An 18474-nucleotide genomic window follows, 5' to 3' on the forward strand; every position below is an offset into this window, starting at 1 on the left:
TATTATCTGCCAATAGCAGTCATTCTTTCAACAGGTATTCTTGCCTTGTTGATAGTTTCATTATCCATAATTATCTCACCAGTTTCATTTTCTAAACAGGCCAAAATCTTTGGTAGAGTAATTCTTTTCATATGAGGACATAGGTTGCATGGTTTAATAAATTCAACATTAGGATTTTCTACCTGAATATTATCACTCATAGAACATTCCGTAACCATCATTACCTTTTTAGGTTGATTGTCCTCTACATATTTGATCATTCCTGAAGTTGAACCAGCAAAGTCACTTGCTTTAATTACATCGGGTGGACATTCAGGATGTGCAATAATCTTTATTCCTGGATTATTTTTTCTTATATCGTGGATTTCTTTTTCGTTAAATTGGTCATGAACAATGCAAATTCCTTTCCAAGCAATAATTTCAACATCTGTCTGAGAAGCTACATATTTAGCTAAATAATCATCAGGTAGAAATATAACTTTTTTAACACCAAGAGAATTAACAATCTTAACGGCATTAGCTGATGTGCAGCAAATGTCAGTTTCAGCTTTAACATCTGCCGAAGTATTTACATAGGAAACAACAGGTACCCCTGGATATTTTTCTTTTAATAATCTTACATCCTTACCTGTAATAGAGGATGACAAGGAGCATCCTGCAAGCATATCGGGTAACAAAACTTTTTTTTGTGGACTCATTAATTTTGCTGTCTCTGCCATAAAGTGTACACCAGCCATTACAATAATATCTGCTGAAGTTTTTGAAGCTTCTACTGCTAGAGCCAAAGAGTCAGCTGCAAAATCTGCTACACCGTGATAAATTTCCGGTGTTTGATAATTATGCGCAAGAATAACCGCATTTTTTTCTTTTTTTAATTGATTAATTCTATGAATATAGGGAGCATGAACTGACCATTCAATCTCAGGTAAAACCTTAGAGATTTTTTGATAAATTGGATCGGTTGCTTTTTTTACTTCTTCAGTAAACTCCATATTAAAACCTATCAATTTGATACAATCTTGTCATGCATTTATTCTGACGCACTAATTAATCCAACTAGGAATTTTGATTTTTAACTTAGCGTTTTTGCTTTTAAACTCATTTTCTTGATTAAAATTATCATCCAAATATTTAATTAAAGCAAAAGGATATTCATTACTTATTAAAACTTTTCCTATCTCAAAATCACCATTATAGATTAAATCATCTTGATTTATTTCTCCTTCAATTAAATAAATAGGTAATAATCTTTTTGAAAGTTTATTTTTTAATTTAATTCTTGCGGTATTCTCTTGCCCAACATAACAGCCTTTTTTAAAGTCTATTCCATTCAATTCTTCAAAGTTACATTCAATTCCAAATAGCTTATTCTGTAATTCATTCATGTTTTTTTGAGGAATTCCTAATTGATGACTCAATTTATAATATTCAGTAATTGGAGAATCTTTTAGCTCTAATTTTTTTAAAGACAGATAAAGCTTTTCTAAATTGATGATAAGCCTTGCACCTAAATCTTTATTTCTTGGGTCTAACAAGATGGAATCTTCTCTATATTTAATTGTGTTCCCAGCAATATCTTTTGATCCTTCAAATTCTAAAAATTTTTCTTTATTAAACGCGGCTACAACAAATTCGTTACTAAGATTCATAATCTCAACTTTTGATCTAAGTTTATAGACACTAAGTTGTTTGAAAAGTGCTTCTGTTTGAGATTTTTCACAGTCAATGAAGTAGCCAGACTTGTGTTTTATGATAATAAAAGCAAAAAGAAATTTTCCTTGAGGAGTTAATAGTGATGCAAAACAACTACTGTCTTCACTTACTTTATTAATGTCATTACTAATCATATTCTGTAAAAATTCTTTAGCATCTGCACCGTTTATATACAGAATTCCTCTATCTTCTAAAATGTATACATTTTGATTATTCATAATTGATTGATGTCTTAATATAATATAATTACTTTTTTCATAAATGTTAGATCTAATAATTAAAAACGGTTCTTGCTACATAGATAAAGATCTTAAAGATCAAGATATAGCAATCAAAGATGGTAAAATCATAGAAATTGGTAAAATTGATAGTGAAGCAAAAGAAGTTTTTGATGCCAAGGGATTAACTGTTTTACCAGGATGTATTGATACTCAAACTCATTTTAGGGAACCCGGATCAACTGACACAGAAGATCTTCATTCTGGAAGTAAGGCAGCAATTGTTGGAGGAATAACGAGTGTTTTTGAAATGCCAAATACTAATCCACCAACTTCTAATAAAATTGAATTTCAAAAGAAATTAGATCTTGCAAAAAATAGAATGTATTGCAACTATGCTTTTTATTTTGGCGCAACACCAGACAACGCTGATGAGTTAGCAGACTTAAAAAACTTAGAAGGATGTTGTGGAATTAAGCTTTTTGCTGGTTCTTCGACAGGAAATCTATTGGTTCAATTTGAAGAAGATATTGAAAAAGTATTTAAAAGTAGCTCTAAAGTTGTTTCAGTTCACTCTGAAGATGAAGAAATTTTAAATAGGAATAAAAAATTAATTAAAGATGGAGATGTTCACTCACATCCAATTTGGAGAAGTGAAGAATGTGCAATTTCATCGACTAGAAGAATTGTAAGAATAGCTGAGCGATATAAAAAAAAAGCACACATCCTTCATGTAACAACCAAACAAGAAATTGATTTTTTATCGCAGCACAAAGGTAACATCACATTTGAGATAACACCTCAACATCTAACAATCTATGCCCCAGATTGTTATGATAAACTTGGAACATATGCTCAAATGAACCCACCAATAAGAGATAAGTCTCACTATGACAGGTTATGGTATGGAGTAAAAAATAATCTTAATGACACAATTGGGTCTGATCATGCTCCACATTTAAAAGAAAACAAAGAAAAAAAATATCCCAATTCACCATCTGGAATGCCAGGTGTTCAGACACTTTTACCAGTTATGTTAAACCATGTTAATGATGGAAAATTAAGTTTAGAACAATTAATGAATTCTATATGTGAAAATCCAGTAAAAATTTTTGGCATTCAAGACAAAGGTTTTATTAAAGAAGGATTTGATGCAGACTTCACAATCGTTGATATGAATAAAAAAATTACAATTAAAAATGAAAATATTGAAAGTAAATGTGCTTGGTCACCTTTTGATGGGTATGAATTTAAAGGAACTCCTGTGTCAACAATTATTGCTGGCCAAATCAAAATGAGAGATGGTAAAATTTTGGGTGAACCTGACGGTAAGCCTTTAAAATTTTAAATAGTTTTTATAGTAAAGCTATTTACCAGAACAACACCAGTAACAATAAAGAATAACCCTAAAACAGCCTGCCATGATAGTGATTGTTTGAAGAAAATATATCCTAATATTGCAATTGTAAATATACCAAGGCCACTCCATGTTGCATAAACAATAGCGATAGGAAGTTTATCAACCACGAATGTTAAAAGGTAAAATGAAGATAGATACAAAATTGCAAGTGTTGTAGTTGGAATAATTTTAGTAAAATTTTGTGAAACGGGTAATAACATTGTTCCACCTACCTCACAAAAAATTGCAATAGTTAAAAATAAATATGTCTTTATCATTATTTAAGAATATTTTTTTTCATTAAGTCTTCTTTTATCTCAGTTAAAATTGCAGGATCATCAATAGTTGCTGGCATTTTATAATCTTCCCCATCAGCAATTTTTCTTATTGTTCCTCTTAATATTTTTCCAGATCTTGTTTTTGGTAATCTTTTAATAACAATTACAATCTTAAATGCAGCAACAGGACCAATTTTATCTCTAACCATCTGAATGCACTCTTTTGAAATTGTTGCGTGATCTTTTTCAACACCAGATTTAAGAACGACTAGACCAATTGGCAATTGTCCTTTTAATTTATCCGCAACGCCTAATACTGCACACTCAGCAACTGATTGGTGTTCTGATAAAACTTCTTCAATTGCTCCAGTTGATAATCTATGACCTGCAACATTAATAATGTCATCTGTTCTAGACATAATCCAAATGTAACCATCTTCATCTATATGACCTGCATCATAAGTTTCATAGTAACCGTCATAGTTAGTCATGTAATTATCTTTGTATCTTTTATCTGCATTCCATAGTGTTGGAAAAGTTCCAGGAGGCAAAGGTAATTTTATAACTATATCTCCCATCTCATTAGGTTTTGCTAAAGTTTGATCTGGCTTCATAATTTGAACGTCATAACCAGGAACTGCCTTACAAGCTGAGCCATACTTTGTTTTCATCATTTCAATTCCTGTACAATTAGAACTAATTGCCCAACTAGTTTCAGTTTGCCACCAATGATCAATTACAGGAACTTTTAATAAATTTTCTGCCCACTTAATGGTATCTGGGTCCGCCCTTTCACCAGCTAAAAACAATGACTCAAATTTACTTAAATCATACTTAGAAAAAAACTTTCCTTCAGGGTCTTCTTTTTTAATAGCCCTAAAAGCAGTTGGTGCAGTAAAAAGTGATTTTACTTTATAATCAGAAATTATTTTCCAAAAAGCACCAGCATCAGGAGTGCCAACAGGTTTTCCCTCAAATAGTACTGTGGTGCAACCTTTAAACAAAGGAGCATAGACTATATAAGAATGACCAACTATCCAACCAATATCACTTGCTGACCACCAGACATCATCCGCATCAATATTATAAATATTTTTCATAGTCCATTTTAGAGCAACTATATGACCACCAATATCTCTAACTATTCCTTTTGGCACACCCGTAGTTCCTGAGGTATATAAAATATAAGCTAAATCATTTGAATTCATTTCAACACAATCTACTTCTTTTGCATTTGAAAGTGCTTCATCCCAACTGATTTCTTTTGGAGCATTAAGCTCAACTGTGCGATCTATTCTTTGAAATAAGATCATTTTTTCAATCTTATGAGAAGCCATTTTAATTGCTGCATCAACCAATGGTTTGTACTCAACAGTTTTTCCAGGTTCAAAGCCACATGAAGCTGTAATTATTACTTTTGCTTTACTGTCATCAATTCTGCTAGCAAGTTCATTTGAGGCAAAACCCCCAAACACCACAGAGTGAATTGCTCCAATTCTCCCACATGCCAACATTGCTATAACTGCCTCTGGAATCATGGGCATATAGATTATAACCCTATCACCTTTGTCGACTCCTTGATTTCTTAGCGCTCCTGCAAATTTTGAAACTTTTTCTCTTAATTCTTTATAGGTAAACTGCTTTTTGTTACCAGTTATTGGGCTGTCATAGATTAAAGCTAGCTTGTCACCTCTACCTTGATCGATATGAATGTCTAAAGCATTATAACAAGTGTTGGTAACACCATCCTCAAACCATTTATAAAAAGGTGGATTAGATTTATTTAAAATTTTAGTGGGTTTTTTAAACCAAAAAATATCATTAGAGACTTCTTGCCAAAAATCTTCAGGATTTTTTAAAGAATTTTGGTAAATATCATTAAATTTTTTTGACATATTATTTGATTCTATTTTGTTATTTTTTTAAGATTATTAAATTAAAAATTGTATTTAAATTTAAAAAGTAAGTAAAATCAATACAAATTAGATGTAATTAGGACTTCTAAAAACTAAATAACTTTGATAGTTACACCTCAACATGACTTAAGCGTTTGTTTAAGTCTAGTTTATATAAACTAAAAGTTAAAAACTAACAAAAGAGGGAGTTTTTTATGAAAAAACTAAAATTGTTTGCTCTTACAGCTGTAGCCCTAATGGGTGTTTCAGGTGTAGCAAACGCAGAAACTGCGATGTTAGCATCTGATGACTTTGTCGGAATTTCGTTCTGGCTTGTGTCAATGGCGTTATTAGCGTCAACTGCATTCTTTTTTATTGAAAGAGCATCAGTTCCAGCTAACTGGAGAGTTTCAATCACTGTTGCAGGACTAGTTACTGGTATTGCATTTATTCATTACATGTACATGAGAGATGTATGGGTTACGACTGGTGAGTCACCAACAGTATACAGATATATCGACTGGTTAATTACAGTTCCATTATTGATGTTAGAATTCTATTTTGTTCTTGCAGCAGTAAATAAAGCAAACTCTGGAATATTCTGGAGATTGATGATTGGTACTTTAGTAATGTTAATCGGTGGATACTTAGGAGAAGCAGGATACATCAACACTACACTTGGTTTTGTAATCGGTATGGCTGGATGGTTCTACATTCTTTATGAAGTATTCTCAGGCGAAGCAGGAAAAAATGCAGCAAAAAGCGGAAACAAAGCACTTGTTACTGCATTTGGTGCAATGAGAATGATCGTTACAGTTGGTTGGGCTATCTACCCATTAGGTTATGTATTTGGTTACATGACTGGTGGAATGGACGCAAACTCACTAAACGTGATTTACAACGCAGCTGACTTTTTGAACAAGATCGCTTTTGGTCTAATCATTTGGGCAGCAGCAATGTCTCAACCTGGTAGAGCTAAGTAGTTTTACTCGTTAAATAATTAGAAGAAGGGCAGGTATGTTTTTACATACTTGCCCTTTTTTTTTATCTCATTATATTTAGATATATGCCAAAGATTACATACTTAGAAGATAATGGAAAGTCTCATACCATAGAAGTTTCCAATGGATTGAGTGTAATGGAGGGCGCGGTTCAAAACGACATTCCTGGAATTGATGCTGATTGTGGTGGTGGAATGGCTTGTGCTACTTGTCATGTTTATGTCAAAGAAGAATGGTTTGATAAACTTCCAAAAAAAGAAGACGGAGAAGAAGACATGTTAGATATGGCGTTTGAACCAAAACAAAACAGTAGATTGAGTTGTCAAATATTAGTTTCAGATGAATTAGATGGACTAACAGTTAGCATTCCATCAAAACAAGGTTAAATGATTAAAACAGATGCATTAATAATTGGCGCAGGTCCAACAGGATTATTTTGTGCTCATCAACTAGGTTTAATTGGATTGAATTGTGAGATAGTTGATAATTTAGATAAAATTGGAGGCCAATGTATTGAACTTTATCCAGACAAACCAATTTATGATATTCCAGCAGTTCCAGAATGTACTGGAGAGGAATTAACTAATAATTTAATCAAACAAATAAAGCCTTTTAATATTAAATTTCATCTTAATGAAAGAGTAGAAGAAGTTAATAAAGTTAATAATAAGTGGATTGTAAAAACAAATAAAAATAAAGAGTTTGAAACACCAAATATAATTATTGCTGGTGGTGTGGGATCGTTTGAGCCAAGAAAATTTTCGCCAAAAGAATGTGAAAAATATGAAAATCGATCTTTATTTTACTCAATTAAAGATAAAACAATTTTTCAGGATAAAACAATTTCAATATTTGGAGGAGGAGATTCAGCATTAGATTGGGCAATTGAATTATCAAAAAGCTCATATGTAAACTTAATACACAGAAGAGATGAATTTACAGGAGCTCAATTGAGCATAGATAAAATTAAAGAATTAGAAAAATCTGGAAAACTAAAAATTTATACTAAATACCAATTAAACTCAGTTAAGGGAGAGCAAAATATTAAATCAATAGAAATAAAACATGACGACGAAAGTTTAAAAGAGTTAGAAACAAATTATGTTTTGGGCTTTTTTGGACTGATTATGAAGCTTGGTCCTATTGTAGACTGGGGTTTAAACTTAGATAAAAAAACAATTCCCGTTAACACAGAAAATTTTGAAACAAACCTAAATGGTATATTTGCAATCGGAGATATTTGTACCTATCCTGGAAAACTAAAATTAATACTTTCAGGATTTCATGAAGGAGCTTTAGCTGCTAGAGGATGTTTTAAATATGCTAGACCTGATGAAAAGTTAAGATTTGAATTTACTACCACATCAAAGGCAGCCCAAGAAAGACTTGGCGTTAAAAAGTGATAGAATTATTTACAGCAGATACTCCAAACGGAAAAAAAATTACAATAATGTTAGAGGAAATAGGTTGTGATTTTAAAATTACTAAAATTGATCTGTCAAAAGATGAACAATTTAAAACAGATTTTAAAAAGATAAGCCCGTTTGGAAAAATACCAGTAATTATAGATCACGAAAATGGACAGTCATTATTCGAGTCTGGAGCAATACTTATATATTTAGCAGAAAAATATAATAAATTTTATGAAACAAAAGATCGAAATGTTATAAATCAATGGTTGATGGCACAGATGGGAATTATTGGACCAATGATCGGGCAACATCATCAATTTCATCATTATAATCCTGGTAAAAGTGAATTTGGAGAAGAAAGATATTTTAAAATTACAAAAAGAATTTATAGCGAATTGGATGAAAGATTATCTTCATCAAAATACTTAGCAGGAAATGAATATACGATTGCAGATATTGCAACTTGGCCATGGATTGCAAGACATGAATGGCATGATATTGGTCTTAAAAATTATAACAACTTAACTAGATGGTATTTAGATATTGCAAAAAGAGAAGCTGTTGTAAAAGGGTACGATTTATTAAAAAACAACTCTAAGATTCCACAACCATAATAATCTTTATGAGTGTTTTGATTTCATCAATATACTTTAGTCCCGTAAAATCTTTATCTTTTACAAATATCAAATCATGCATCATTAAAAAAGATTTGGGAATTGTAAATGATAGGAGTTTTGCATTTTCCAGAATTATTGACTTAAAAAAAGCACTTATAATTGAGAAAAACCCAAGTGAAAGAAAGCTTAATAATTTCTTAACATTAAAAAATTCACCAGTTTTAAATAAATATAATTTTGAATACAAAAATAATAAATTAATTTTAAAACTTGGTGACAAGCAGCTATTATCAATAATAGCAGATGATCCAGAGCAAAAATCTATACTTGTAAATAAAATACTAGAATTAGAAAATTCATTAACCAAACCAATTTTCTTATTACAAAGTAATATTGCTCCTTTCTTTGATACATCTCATTCAAATAAGATCTTTAATTCCATATCCCTTATCAATTTAAATAGTATTAAAGATTTTGAAAAAAAAATTAATCAAAAAATTGAATTAGAGAGATTTAGAGGAAATTTTTACATTGAAGGACTTAAAGCTTGGGAAGAGCGTAAATGGATTGGAAAGATTATAAAAATTAATAATATTTCTTTTAAAATAGAAAAAAATATTCCACGTTGTACTGCAGTTAATTTAAAACCTGAAACAGATATTAGTGATAAGAGTTTGCTGAAGTTATTAAAAAAAAACTACGATCATTGTGATATGGGTGTTTACTTGAGGTCTTTAGATGAAGGCAAAGTAGAAGCAGGAAATATAGTGGAATGTTAATAATAAAGAGGTTTTAGCTATCAATTTCTAAGTTTAATCATCAGCGTATACCTTTTCATCTTTTTCATGCTTTTCTTGTGCTGCAATACAAAGATGGGCAACTGGTCTAGCCATCAATCTTTTTAATCCAATTGGTTCAGCAGTTTCTGCACAAAATCCAAAAGTTTTATCTTTTATTCTTATTAAAGCTTGGTCAATTTTAGAAATTAATTTGATTTGTCTATTAATTGCTTTCATTTCTACAGTTTTATCCGTGTAAGAACTTGCTTGATCAACAATATCTGCTGAAACACTATTGTCGTCCATTGACCCATTATAAAGAGCTTCATTATTTGCTTTTACCAATTCTTTTTTCCATTCAGTAAGTTTTATCTTAAAAAAAGATAAATGCTTATCACACATATATTTTTCTGTTTCTTTTGGGATATATGTTTTTGAAATTTTAATTGGTGCCTTTACTTTGATTTCAGGTGTACTATTTTTTTTTATTACTTTAGTAGCTTTTTTGACTACAGCAGCAACTTTTTTTGTTTTAGCTGTTGGTTTTTTAGTAGATGGTTTTGAGATTTTAGGCATATGTATAAATTTAGTGGCCGGAGTATATTCAGCAATTAATACGTGTCAAGCAAGCTTAATTCATATAAAATCAATGAAATGTTAATCAATAAAAACAATATAAATAAATTGTTTTATAGTTTTCTTATAATTCATTTAATTTTATGGACATTGATTCCAACATTAACAAATAACAATTTACCACTTGATACAATTGAAGCCTTGGCTTGGGGAAGTAATTTAGATTGGGGATTTAATAAACATCCACCAGCGAGTGCATTTTTTCCAGAAGTTATTTATCAAGCATTTGGTTCGCAAGACTGGGTTTATTACTTGTTAAGTCAATTGTTTGTAGTAACTGCATTTATTATTGTTTTTAAATTTGCTGAAAAACTTTTTAAGAATAAAACTTTAAGCTTAATATCGGTACTTCTTTTAGAGGGTATTTATTTCTATAATTTTACAACACCTGAATTTAATGTGAATGTTTGCCAATTACCTTTTTGGTCGTTGTGTGTTTATTATTCTTGGAAAATATTTGATAAAAAAGTAATAAACTTTAAACATTGTTTTTTACTTGGAGTTTTTGCAGCTATAGGTTTTTTATCAAAATATCTTTTTGTTTACCTTCTAATATCAATAGTCCTATTATTTTTTTATATAATTTTTGTAAAAAAATATCAAAAATTTGATTTTAAATATCTAATATCTTTAGAGGTCTTTATTGTTTTATTAATTCCTCATTTAATTTGGTTAACTAACAATGATTACATTACGATTACATATGGGCTAGCCAGAACAGGACTTGAGAATTCAAGTTTATTAGATCATATAACTTACCCTTTAATATTTTTAGGTAAACAAATAGGAATACTAATTCCATTTTTTTTAATGTCATTTTTTTTAATAAAAAAAATTAAGTTAAAAGTAACTTTAAAAGATAAGAAGCTATTGTTCTTAATATTTATTAATCTAATTCCAATTGGATTAATGTTCTTAACCTCCATGTTAACAGGGTCTAAATTAAGAACAATGTGGATGACCCCATTTTATTTATTTTTTGGTGTATTCATTATCTATATTTTTCAAGCACAAATAAATCTTAAAAAGTTAAATGGGTTTATATCAATATTTTTGATCTTGTTTATTTTTTCACCCTTTGCTTATGCCTATATTTCAATTACTGAAACTGACAAAAGAACAGATTATTTAGGTAAAGAAATAGCAATTAAAACTGAATACTTATGGAAGCAAAATTATACATTGCCAATTAATGTTGTCCTTGGCGATGAATGGCATGCTGGAAATTTGTCATATCACCTAAATTCTAGACCAGTTTGGGAAGGGCTTATTACAAAAGATAAGCTTAATTCATTGTCGAAATATATTTGCATTGATAATATTTGTGTAGGAAATAGATGAGCAAGATAAAAATTTTAATCCCTATATATAATGATTGGAAGTCAGCTTTTAAACTTTTAGAAGATATAGACTTACAAGTTAGAGATTTAAAACATGAATTCTCAATTATAATTGTAAACGATTGCTCTACGGAAGAAAAGCCTACCAATGATTTTAATTTTAATAACCTTAAGTCTATAAAAATAATCAACATGAAAACAAATAAGGGACATGCTAGATGTAATGCGTCTGGCTTAAGATATATTGCTGAGCATGAAGATTACGATTATATAATTCCAATGGATGGAGATGGTGAAGATAGACCGGAAGAAATAACTCTTCTTATTAATAAGATAAATAACTATCCTGATAAAGTTATTACAGCTAATAGAGTAAAAAGATCTGAAGGTTCTTTCTTTAAACTTTGTTACCTTTTACACAAATATTTAACTTTTGTTTTCACCGGACAGTCTATTAAGTTTGGTAATTTTATTTGCTTACCTAAATTTGCAGTTAATAAAATGATAAAAGATAAAGCAACATGGAGTAGTTTTTCAGGTGCTGTTGCTAAACTATTTAAAGATAGAAAATCTATCCCATCAATAAGAGGTAAAAGATTTTTTGGTCCATCGAAAATGAGTTTTATTAACTTATTAAAACACTCACTATCAATTATAGCTGTTTTTAAAATGACACTATTGATTAGATCTATATTTTTTTTAATTGCTTACTTATTTTTAGTTGCCAGTAATCTATCATGGATTACATTATTGCCTGTTATAGGAGTTATTATTATGATGATTTCAGTAATTATACTTTCTCAGAGAGAAAGTATTTTAGAATTTGAAAACTCTTTAGAAAATATTAGCAGCATAGATCAACTTAAATAGCTTTTATTATTGGTAGCGAATGAAAATTAGCTGTATCTATCTTTGAAGAGTGGTCTCTTCTCATATTCCATTTTTTATTTACTCCAGCGCTAGCTAAACTTAATGTTGATCGTCCATACTTATAATTTGTACTATCAATAGATCTCATTAAGCCTTTAATTTTCTCATCTTTTTCAGTGGAAAATAGATTTTTACTGCCACTTGAACTAACTAAACCAGTCAATGTTATGCCTGCTTTTTGATATCTGTATCCATTAATAAAGATTTCATTTAATGCAATCAAAGCAGTTTTAACTATTTCAATACTATTATTGGTAGCTATTGGAAAATCTATAGTTTTAGCATTTGAATAATACACCCCTCTATTTTGAAAAGGGCTTGTTCTAACAGACACAGTTATTGATTTTGCTATTAAAGATTCTGATCTAATTTTTTCTGAAGCATTTAAACAATAACTTGCAACTGCCTCTTCTAACTCTTGAAACTTTTCAACTCTTGTACCAAATGATCTTGACACTACACAACTTTTTCTTTTTGAAGTCTTAGTTTCTAGTGGGATACAAGGAATGCCTCTAAGTTCTAAGGCAGTTCTAGAACTTAAAACATTAGAACTTTTTTTAATCCAAGTATTTGACATATTTTTTAATTGCTTAGCATTATAAATTCCATTTTGATGATAAAATTTTGTCATCTGTTTACCAACTCCCCACACATCGTTGATATCTATTTTTTCTAATAGTGGATCAATATTTTCAATTCCTATCAAGTTTGTAACACCAGATTGTTTTTTCTTTGCTATATGATTTGCAATTTTGCTTAGTGTTTTTGTTTTAGCAATACCAATGCTAGTTGGAATTCCTGTCCATTGCAAAACAATGCTTCTAATTTCTTTTCCCACATCTTCTACCTCATCATCTGGATAATTACTCAAATCTAAAAAAGCTTCATCTACTGAATATATTTCTAATTCAGGATTAAATCTTTTTAAAGTTCTCATCACTCTTCTAGATAAATCTCCATACAAAGAATAATTTGAAGAAAATACATAAACTTTATTTTTAAGTATTATTTCTTTAGCTTTAAAGTAAGGCTCGCCCATTTTAATACCAAGAAACTTTGCTTCATTTGATCTTGCAATAATGCAGCCATCATTATTCGACAATACGACAACTGGCTTATTTCTAATCTTAGGATTGAATAATCTTTCACAGGAAACATAAAATGAATTACAGTCTACTAATGCTATTTTCTTAGTACGTTGAATGGATGACATAAGTCACAACCCCCCAAATAAACACTTCAGTTTCATCTCCAATAATTATTTTATCTTCAATATTTTTTGAACCTGATGTTAAAAATTGACCATCTTTTGATTTAACAAAACTTTTAACAACTAACTCATCATGAACATTTGCAACCACTGTTGAAAAATTTTTAGGTTTTAAGCTTCTATCAATAACTAATAAGTCACCATCATAAATACCAACATCAGTCATCGATTTTCCCTGAACTCTAATGATAAAAGTTGCAGGAACATTTTTGATTAAGTGAACATTAAGATCTACATCTTCTTCAATGTAATCTGTTGCAGGAGAGGGAAAGCCAGCTCCAGCTTTATGCAAGTAAAAGGGAATAGTTAGTTTCATGTTCTTGTTTTGTTCTAATTTATAGACTAGTTATACAGTACACGCAATAGGTTGTATTTTGAGTCTGTAACTGAATCAAAGGTGAATCAAAACGTGAACATTGAAACTACATTTTGTGCTCTTGTGGATAACTTCAACCAGAGATAGTTTAAGCTTCATATTAAAATGAAAAAATTTCTATCAATTGTGTTTCTTGGCTTAATTATAACTTCTAACAGTATGTCATATGAAGAAGCAAACTATGAAGTAGTGAAAAAAAATGAAGTTTATGAAATCAGAAAATATTCTGATCGTTTAGCAATCGAAACAGATATATCAAATGAAGGCAACAGTTTTAGAAAATTATTTAACTACATATCAGGCAACAATGATAAAAATGAAGAAATTAAGATGACAACACCAGTCACCCAAATGCAAAAAAAAGGAAATATGACCATGCAATTTTATTTACCTTCAAGATTTAATAAAGAAAACATACCGAGCCCGTCTAATCCAGATGTTAAAATATTAAATATTAAAGGTGGTTATTATGCAGTTATTAGATACTCAGGAAGGGTTTCTGATAAAAATTTTATTAAACATAAAAGCATTTTAGAAAATGAATTAAAAAAAGATAATATGATAATTTTGAGCCCACCTATTAAAGCAACTTACGATGGACCTTTCACGCTACCTATGAATAGAAGAAATGAAGCAATGTTTGAAATAAATATAAAAAATAAAGGAGAAATATAAATGAAAAAACTAACATGTCACTGTGGAGAAGTAGAAGCAGAAATAAACGTGCCTGATAACTTAGAAAAAGTTTTAAAATGTAATTGTTCTATTTGTAAAAGAAAAGGAGCAATAATGTCTATGGTTAAGAACGAAAATTTTAAAATAATTAAAGGTGAGGATAAGTTAAAACTTTATCAATTTCATTCAAAAATTGCGAAACACTATTTTTGTTCGAACTGTGGAATTTACACACATCATAATCCAAGAGCCAACCCAGCTATGACAGGATTTAATCTTGGATGCGTAGATGAGATAAATACTTTTGAATTAGAAAATGTTGCGGTCAACGATGGGCAAAATCATCCTCTAGACAATAAGTAATTTTTTATGCAAGCAGTTAATGATTGTTTTAAAAAAGTAAAAAAAGATTGTTTTAAATTTATCTCTTCTCAAGAAACAAAGAAGGATAAATTTAAAAATAAAGATAAGATGATCAAATCTTTTTTAATACCTGTTAGTTTTTGGATAGCAAAAAAAGTTAATAAAAAAAAACCATTAATGATAGGTTTAGCTGGAGGACAAGGGTCAGGCAAAACAACTATCTCATCAATTTTAACTTTAATTTTAAAAAAATATTTTAAGTTAAATGTTTTTAAAGTTTCTATCGATGATTTTTATAAAACAAGAAAAGACAGAACATTATTGTCTAAAAATAAACACCCTTTATTAATGACAAGAGGAGTACCAGGAACTCACGATGTAGATTTAATGTTAAATTTTTTTAAACAGATTAAAGATAAAAACTTTAAAAGTTTACAAATTCCAACATTTAATAAAGCAATAGATGATAGGTGCCAAAAGAGTTTGTGGTATAAAATCAAAACAAAGCCTGATGTGGTCATTTTTGAAGGTTGGTGTGTTGGAGCAAGAGCTCAATCAAGTAGCCAACTTAAAAAACCAATTAACTCACTTGAAAAAGTTTATGATCAAGGAACTAAATGGAGAACCCATGTTAACAATCAATTAAAAACTAAATATAAAACCTTATTCAAACAATTAGATGGATTACTGTATCTAAAGGCTAAAAACTTTAGCTTATTAAGAGAATGGAGATTAAAACAGGAGCGAAAGCTCTGGGTTCAAACAAAAAACAAGAAAAACCTAAAGATTATGAGCAGTGGAGATGTGATAAACTTTATGCAGACTTATCAAAGAATTACTCAACAAATGTTTAAAGATGCGATAAAAAGCTCATCAGTTATAATGAATTTAAATAGTAATCATCAGATTGAAAAAATAAAATTTAAAAAATAATGAAAAAAATAATATTAATATCCTTAGCTATTATTCTTTTTAATGGAAAAGCTTTTTCAGTACCTTTATCAAAAGCATTGTTACAAGCGTACAATGAAAACCCGGTATTAAATGCAGAACGTGAAAATATTCAAGTTTCTAGAGAAGATGTAAAAATATCAAGAAGTGAATTTTTACCAAGTGTAACACTGTCAGGTTCTAAGAGCCAAGAAAATACAGAAAAGCTAACTGATGGAACAGGTGCTAATTCATCTTTTACTGAAGTCGATCCAAAAACTCAATCAATAAATATTGAGCAAAAATTATTCCAAGGATTTGCAGGTATAGCCAGCATGGAAAAAAGTAAAATTGGATTAACTTTAGCTGAGGCAAAACTTTTAAAAACTGAACAGGAGATTTTGTACCAAGCTATTGAAGCTTATTCAGGTTTAGTTTTTTCTGATGAAAAACTTAAGATTAATCAAGATAACGTTAACCTGTTAAAGAGGCAAGTTGAGACCAATCAAGCAAGATTAGAAAGAGGTCAAATTACTATATCTGATTTAGCACAATCTGAGTCTTCACTTGCAGGTGCGCAAGCACAATTTTTACAAGCAAAAAATGAAACAATTACAGCTAAGCTAACCTATGAAAAAATTATAGGCCCAATTGTAAATACTAATACTTTGAGCAAGAATTCAGATTTAACTTTTGAATTACCAAAAGATTTAAATGAAGCAATTGAAATTTCAAAAACAACTAATCCAAATTTAATTATTTCAAGGTTAGAGTATGAACAATCTGAACAAGATGTAACTATAGCCAGATCTGATCTATCACCGTCTGCATCTTTATCCTTTAATAGTTCAAAATCAGACAATGTAAGTTCAAGTATTGGAGAGCGTGATAAAGAAATATTAAAAGCAACTATTTCATGGCCAATTTTTAATGGTGGAAAAAATACTGCCTCATTAAATAAAAGTAAAAATTTGAAAAATAGAAAAAAATTATTATTAGATAATACCTTAAAAACAAATGATGCAAATATTGCAAGTGCATGGTCAAGCTTTCAAGTATCAAAAAGTTTATTGAATTCAGTTACTGCGCAAGTTAAAGCTGCAGAAACGGCAAACGAAGGAATAACAGTTGAATATGAAACAGGTCTTGGAAGATCTACACTTGATGTTATTCAGTCAAACTCAATTTTATTAAACTCAAAAATAAGCCTAGCAAATTCTGAAAGAAATTATTTACTTTCACAATTTAAACTTCTTCAAGCCATTGGTTTGCTGAATAGCAATTACTTAAAAATACAGTAATTAAGCCATTTTATTATAAAAAAAATAACTATTGAAAATAAGAACAAAATGTGTACATTTAAAAGACGATTCGAACACTAATTATTTAATAAAAAAGGCATAAAATGACTAAAAACAACCTAAAAGTAGTTAAATCTACAAAAGCGCAACAATCAGAAGGCAACGAAAAAAACAAAGCTTTGGACGCAGCAATGAGCCAAATTATCGATAATTTTGGAAAAGGATCAGTAATGAAACTTGGCCAAAGAAGAGCGATGGACGTCGAGTCTATTTCAACTGGATCATTAAGTTTAGATGTAGCGCTTGGAATTGGTGGCTTACCAAAAGGAAGAGTTATTGAAGTCTATGGACCAGAATCATCTGGTAAAACAACTTTAGCATTGCAAGTATTAGCAGAAGCCCAAAAAGCTGGAGGAATTTGTGCGTTTATAGATGCAGAACATGCTTTAGATCCAATTTATGCAAAAAAACTTGGTGTAGATACTGAAGAATTATTAATTTCACAACCTGATACTGGCGAACAAGCTTTAGAAATAGCTGATACTTTAGTTAAATCAGGATCGATTTCTGTTATCGTAATTGACTCTGTTGCAGCACTAACACCTAGAGCTGAAATTGAAGGAGAAATGGGAGATCACCATGTAGGACTTCAATCAAGATTAATGAGTCAAGCTTTAAGAAAACTAACAGGTTCAATCTCAAGCACGAACACAATGATGATTTTTATTAACCAAATTAGAATGAAAATTGGGGTTATGTTTGGAAGTCCAGAGACTACATCTGGTGGAAATGCACTTAAGTTTTATTCATCTGTTAGAATGGACATTAGAAGAATTGGTGCCATTAAAAATGGAGATGAAATTATTGGTAACTCAACAAGAGTTAAAGTGGTTAAAAATAAAGTAGCACCACCATTTAAAGTTGTTGAATTTGACCTAATGTACGGCAAAGGTATTAGTAAAGTGGGTGAATTAGTTGACCTTGGTGCAAAAGCTGACATTGTTGAAAAAGCTGGAGCTTGGTATGCTTATAAAGGTGAAAAAATTGGCCAAGGAAGAGAAAATGCTAAAATTTATTTAGAGCAAAATCCTCAAATTGCTGCAGAAATTGAAATGGCAATTAGAGAAAAGGCTGGAGTGATAGCAAAAAAAATTGAAGGTAATCCACTAGATCCAGAAAAAGCAGCAAAAGATCAAATAGAGGAGCCTAAATTGGAAACAAAGGAAGAAGTAACACCTCCATCTAAAAAGAATTAGTTAAAGTCATCTTTAATTATTAAAAGGCGCTTAATTTAAGCGCCTTTTTTCCCCAAGTAAGTTTAGGAAAACAGCGCTTCATTTA

Annotated in this window: 20 protein-coding genes; 13 read left to right on the forward strand and 7 right to left on the reverse strand. The window is 30.0% G+C overall.

The window, feature by feature from the left end:
* Window positions 1–2: 2 nt before the first annotated feature.
* Both nadA and ygfZ read right to left on the reverse strand, forming a co-directional pair.
* Window positions 3–992 (reverse strand): quinolinate synthase NadA, encoded by a 990-nt coding sequence (gene nadA, locus AC5SML_RS01185; RefSeq protein ID WP_006997284.1) that lies wholly within the window; start codon window positions 990–992, stop codon window positions 3–5.
* 51 nt (window positions 993–1043) lie between these two features.
* On the reverse strand, window positions 1044–1931 hold the full coding sequence (ygfZ, locus tag AC5SML_RS01190) for a CAF17-like 4Fe-4S cluster assembly/insertion protein YgfZ (RefSeq protein WP_018413901.1): 888 nt from the start codon (window positions 1929–1931) through the stop codon (window positions 1044–1046).
* 43 nt (window positions 1932–1974) lie between these two features.
* Here ygfZ and AC5SML_RS01195 point away from each other — a divergent pair, with 43 nt between their 5' ends.
* A complete protein-coding gene (locus AC5SML_RS01195) occupies window positions 1975–3279 on the forward strand; it encodes a dihydroorotase (RefSeq protein ID WP_006997282.1) in 1305 nt (434 codons plus the stop codon).
* Here the strand turns inward: AC5SML_RS01195 and AC5SML_RS01200 are convergent.
* Window positions 3276–3608 (reverse strand): DMT family transporter, encoded by a 333-nt coding sequence (locus AC5SML_RS01200; RefSeq protein WP_006997281.1) that lies wholly within the window; start codon window positions 3606–3608, stop codon window positions 3276–3278. The two genes, AC5SML_RS01195 and AC5SML_RS01200, sit on opposite strands and share 4 nt — an antisense overlap.
* On the reverse strand, window positions 3608–5503 hold the full coding sequence (locus AC5SML_RS01205; RefSeq protein ID WP_494617359.1) for a propionyl-CoA synthetase: 1896 nt from the start codon (window positions 5501–5503) through the stop codon (window positions 3608–3610). Before AC5SML_RS01205 ends, AC5SML_RS01200 begins: the two co-directional genes overlap by 1 nt.
* A gap of 215 nt (window positions 5504–5718) precedes the next feature.
* Between AC5SML_RS01205 and AC5SML_RS01210 the strand changes: the two genes are divergently transcribed.
* The 5 genes from AC5SML_RS01210 to AC5SML_RS01230 all read left to right on the forward strand — a co-directional run bounded on the left by AC5SML_RS01210 (window position 5719) and on the right by AC5SML_RS01230 (window position 9312).
* Window positions 5719–6486 (forward strand): bacteriorhodopsin-like, encoded by a 768-nt coding sequence (locus tag AC5SML_RS01210; RefSeq protein ID WP_494598946.1) that lies wholly within the window; start codon window positions 5719–5721, stop codon window positions 6484–6486.
* An 83-nt stretch (window positions 6487–6569) separates the two neighbouring features.
* Window positions 6570–6890 carry a 2Fe-2S iron-sulfur cluster-binding protein gene (locus tag AC5SML_RS01215; RefSeq protein ID WP_011281820.1) on the forward strand — a complete coding sequence of 107 codons (321 nt, stop codon included), beginning with the start codon at window positions 6570–6572 and terminating at the stop codon, window positions 6888–6890.
* A complete protein-coding gene (locus AC5SML_RS01220) occupies window positions 6891–7907 on the forward strand; it encodes an NAD(P)/FAD-dependent oxidoreductase (protein WP_006997277.1) in 1017 nt (338 codons plus the stop codon).
* Window positions 7904–8530 (forward strand): glutathione S-transferase family protein, encoded by a 627-nt coding sequence (locus AC5SML_RS01225; protein WP_494617361.1) that lies wholly within the window; start codon window positions 7904–7906, stop codon window positions 8528–8530. The genes AC5SML_RS01220 and AC5SML_RS01225 overlap by 4 nt, the downstream gene beginning before the upstream one ends.
* An 8-nt stretch (window positions 8531–8538) precedes the next feature.
* On the forward strand, window positions 8539–9312 hold the full coding sequence (locus AC5SML_RS01230; protein ID WP_494598949.1) for an MOSC domain-containing protein: 774 nt from the start codon (window positions 8539–8541) through the stop codon (window positions 9310–9312).
* 33 nt (window positions 9313–9345) lie between these two features.
* On the opposite strand, the gene AC5SML_RS01235 is transcribed toward AC5SML_RS01230, so the two are convergent.
* On the reverse strand, window positions 9346–9888 hold the full coding sequence (locus AC5SML_RS01235) for a TraR/DksA family transcriptional regulator (protein WP_011281824.1): 543 nt from the start codon (window positions 9886–9888) through the stop codon (window positions 9346–9348).
* A 78-nt stretch (window positions 9889–9966) separates the two neighbouring features.
* On the opposite strand from AC5SML_RS01235, the gene AC5SML_RS01240 reads away from it, so the two are divergent.
* Both AC5SML_RS01240 and AC5SML_RS01245 read left to right on the forward strand, forming a co-directional pair.
* Window positions 9967–11289, forward strand: a complete 1323-nt coding sequence (locus AC5SML_RS01240; RefSeq protein ID WP_494617363.1) for a glycosyltransferase family 39 protein — start codon at window positions 9967–9969, stop codon at window positions 11287–11289.
* The gene (locus tag AC5SML_RS01245; protein WP_494617365.1) at window positions 11286–12158 is read left to right on the forward strand and encodes a glycosyltransferase family 2 protein; all 873 of its coding nucleotides are present in this window, start codon (window positions 11286–11288) and stop codon (window positions 12156–12158) included. Before AC5SML_RS01240 ends, AC5SML_RS01245 begins: the two co-directional genes overlap by 4 nt.
* On the opposite strand, the gene AC5SML_RS01250 is transcribed toward AC5SML_RS01245, so the two are convergent.
* On the reverse strand, window positions 12151–13431 hold the full coding sequence (locus AC5SML_RS01250; protein WP_006997269.1) for a Y-family DNA polymerase: 1281 nt from the start codon (window positions 13429–13431) through the stop codon (window positions 12151–12153). The genes AC5SML_RS01245 and AC5SML_RS01250 overlap by 8 nt on opposite strands.
* Window positions 13409–13804, reverse strand: coding sequence for a LexA family protein (locus AC5SML_RS01255; RefSeq protein WP_018413913.1), 396 nt, complete (start codon window positions 13802–13804; stop codon window positions 13409–13411). Before AC5SML_RS01255 ends, AC5SML_RS01250 begins: the two co-directional genes overlap by 23 nt.
* Window positions 13805–13969: 165 nt before the next feature.
* Between AC5SML_RS01255 and AC5SML_RS01260 the strand changes: the two genes are divergently transcribed.
* The 5 genes from AC5SML_RS01260 to recA all read left to right on the forward strand — a co-directional run bounded on the left by AC5SML_RS01260 (window position 13970) and on the right by recA (window position 18389).
* Window positions 13970–14539 (forward strand): SOUL family heme-binding protein, encoded by a 570-nt coding sequence (locus tag AC5SML_RS01260; protein ID WP_494617367.1) that lies wholly within the window; start codon window positions 13970–13972, stop codon window positions 14537–14539.
* On the forward strand, window positions 14540–14902 hold the full coding sequence (locus AC5SML_RS01265) for a GFA family protein (RefSeq protein WP_006997266.1): 363 nt from the start codon (window positions 14540–14542) through the stop codon (window positions 14900–14902).
* Between the two features lie 6 nt (window positions 14903–14908).
* Entirely contained in the window at window positions 14909–15835 is a 927-nt protein-coding gene (locus AC5SML_RS01270) for a uridine kinase (RefSeq protein ID WP_494617369.1), read from the forward strand.
* Complete coding sequence (locus tag AC5SML_RS01275) at window positions 15835–17133, forward strand: TolC family outer membrane protein (protein WP_011281831.1); 1299 nt, start codon at window positions 15835–15837, stop codon at window positions 17131–17133. The genes AC5SML_RS01270 and AC5SML_RS01275 overlap by 1 nt, the downstream gene beginning before the upstream one ends.
* A 104-nt stretch (window positions 17134–17237) precedes the next feature.
* A complete protein-coding gene (recA, locus tag AC5SML_RS01280; RefSeq protein ID WP_006997263.1) occupies window positions 17238–18389 on the forward strand; it encodes a recombinase RecA in 1152 nt (383 codons plus the stop codon).
* The last annotated feature ends 85 nt before the right edge of the window (window positions 18390–18474 follow it).

The organism is Candidatus Pelagibacter sp. PS_17 (genome assembly GCF_059417945.1).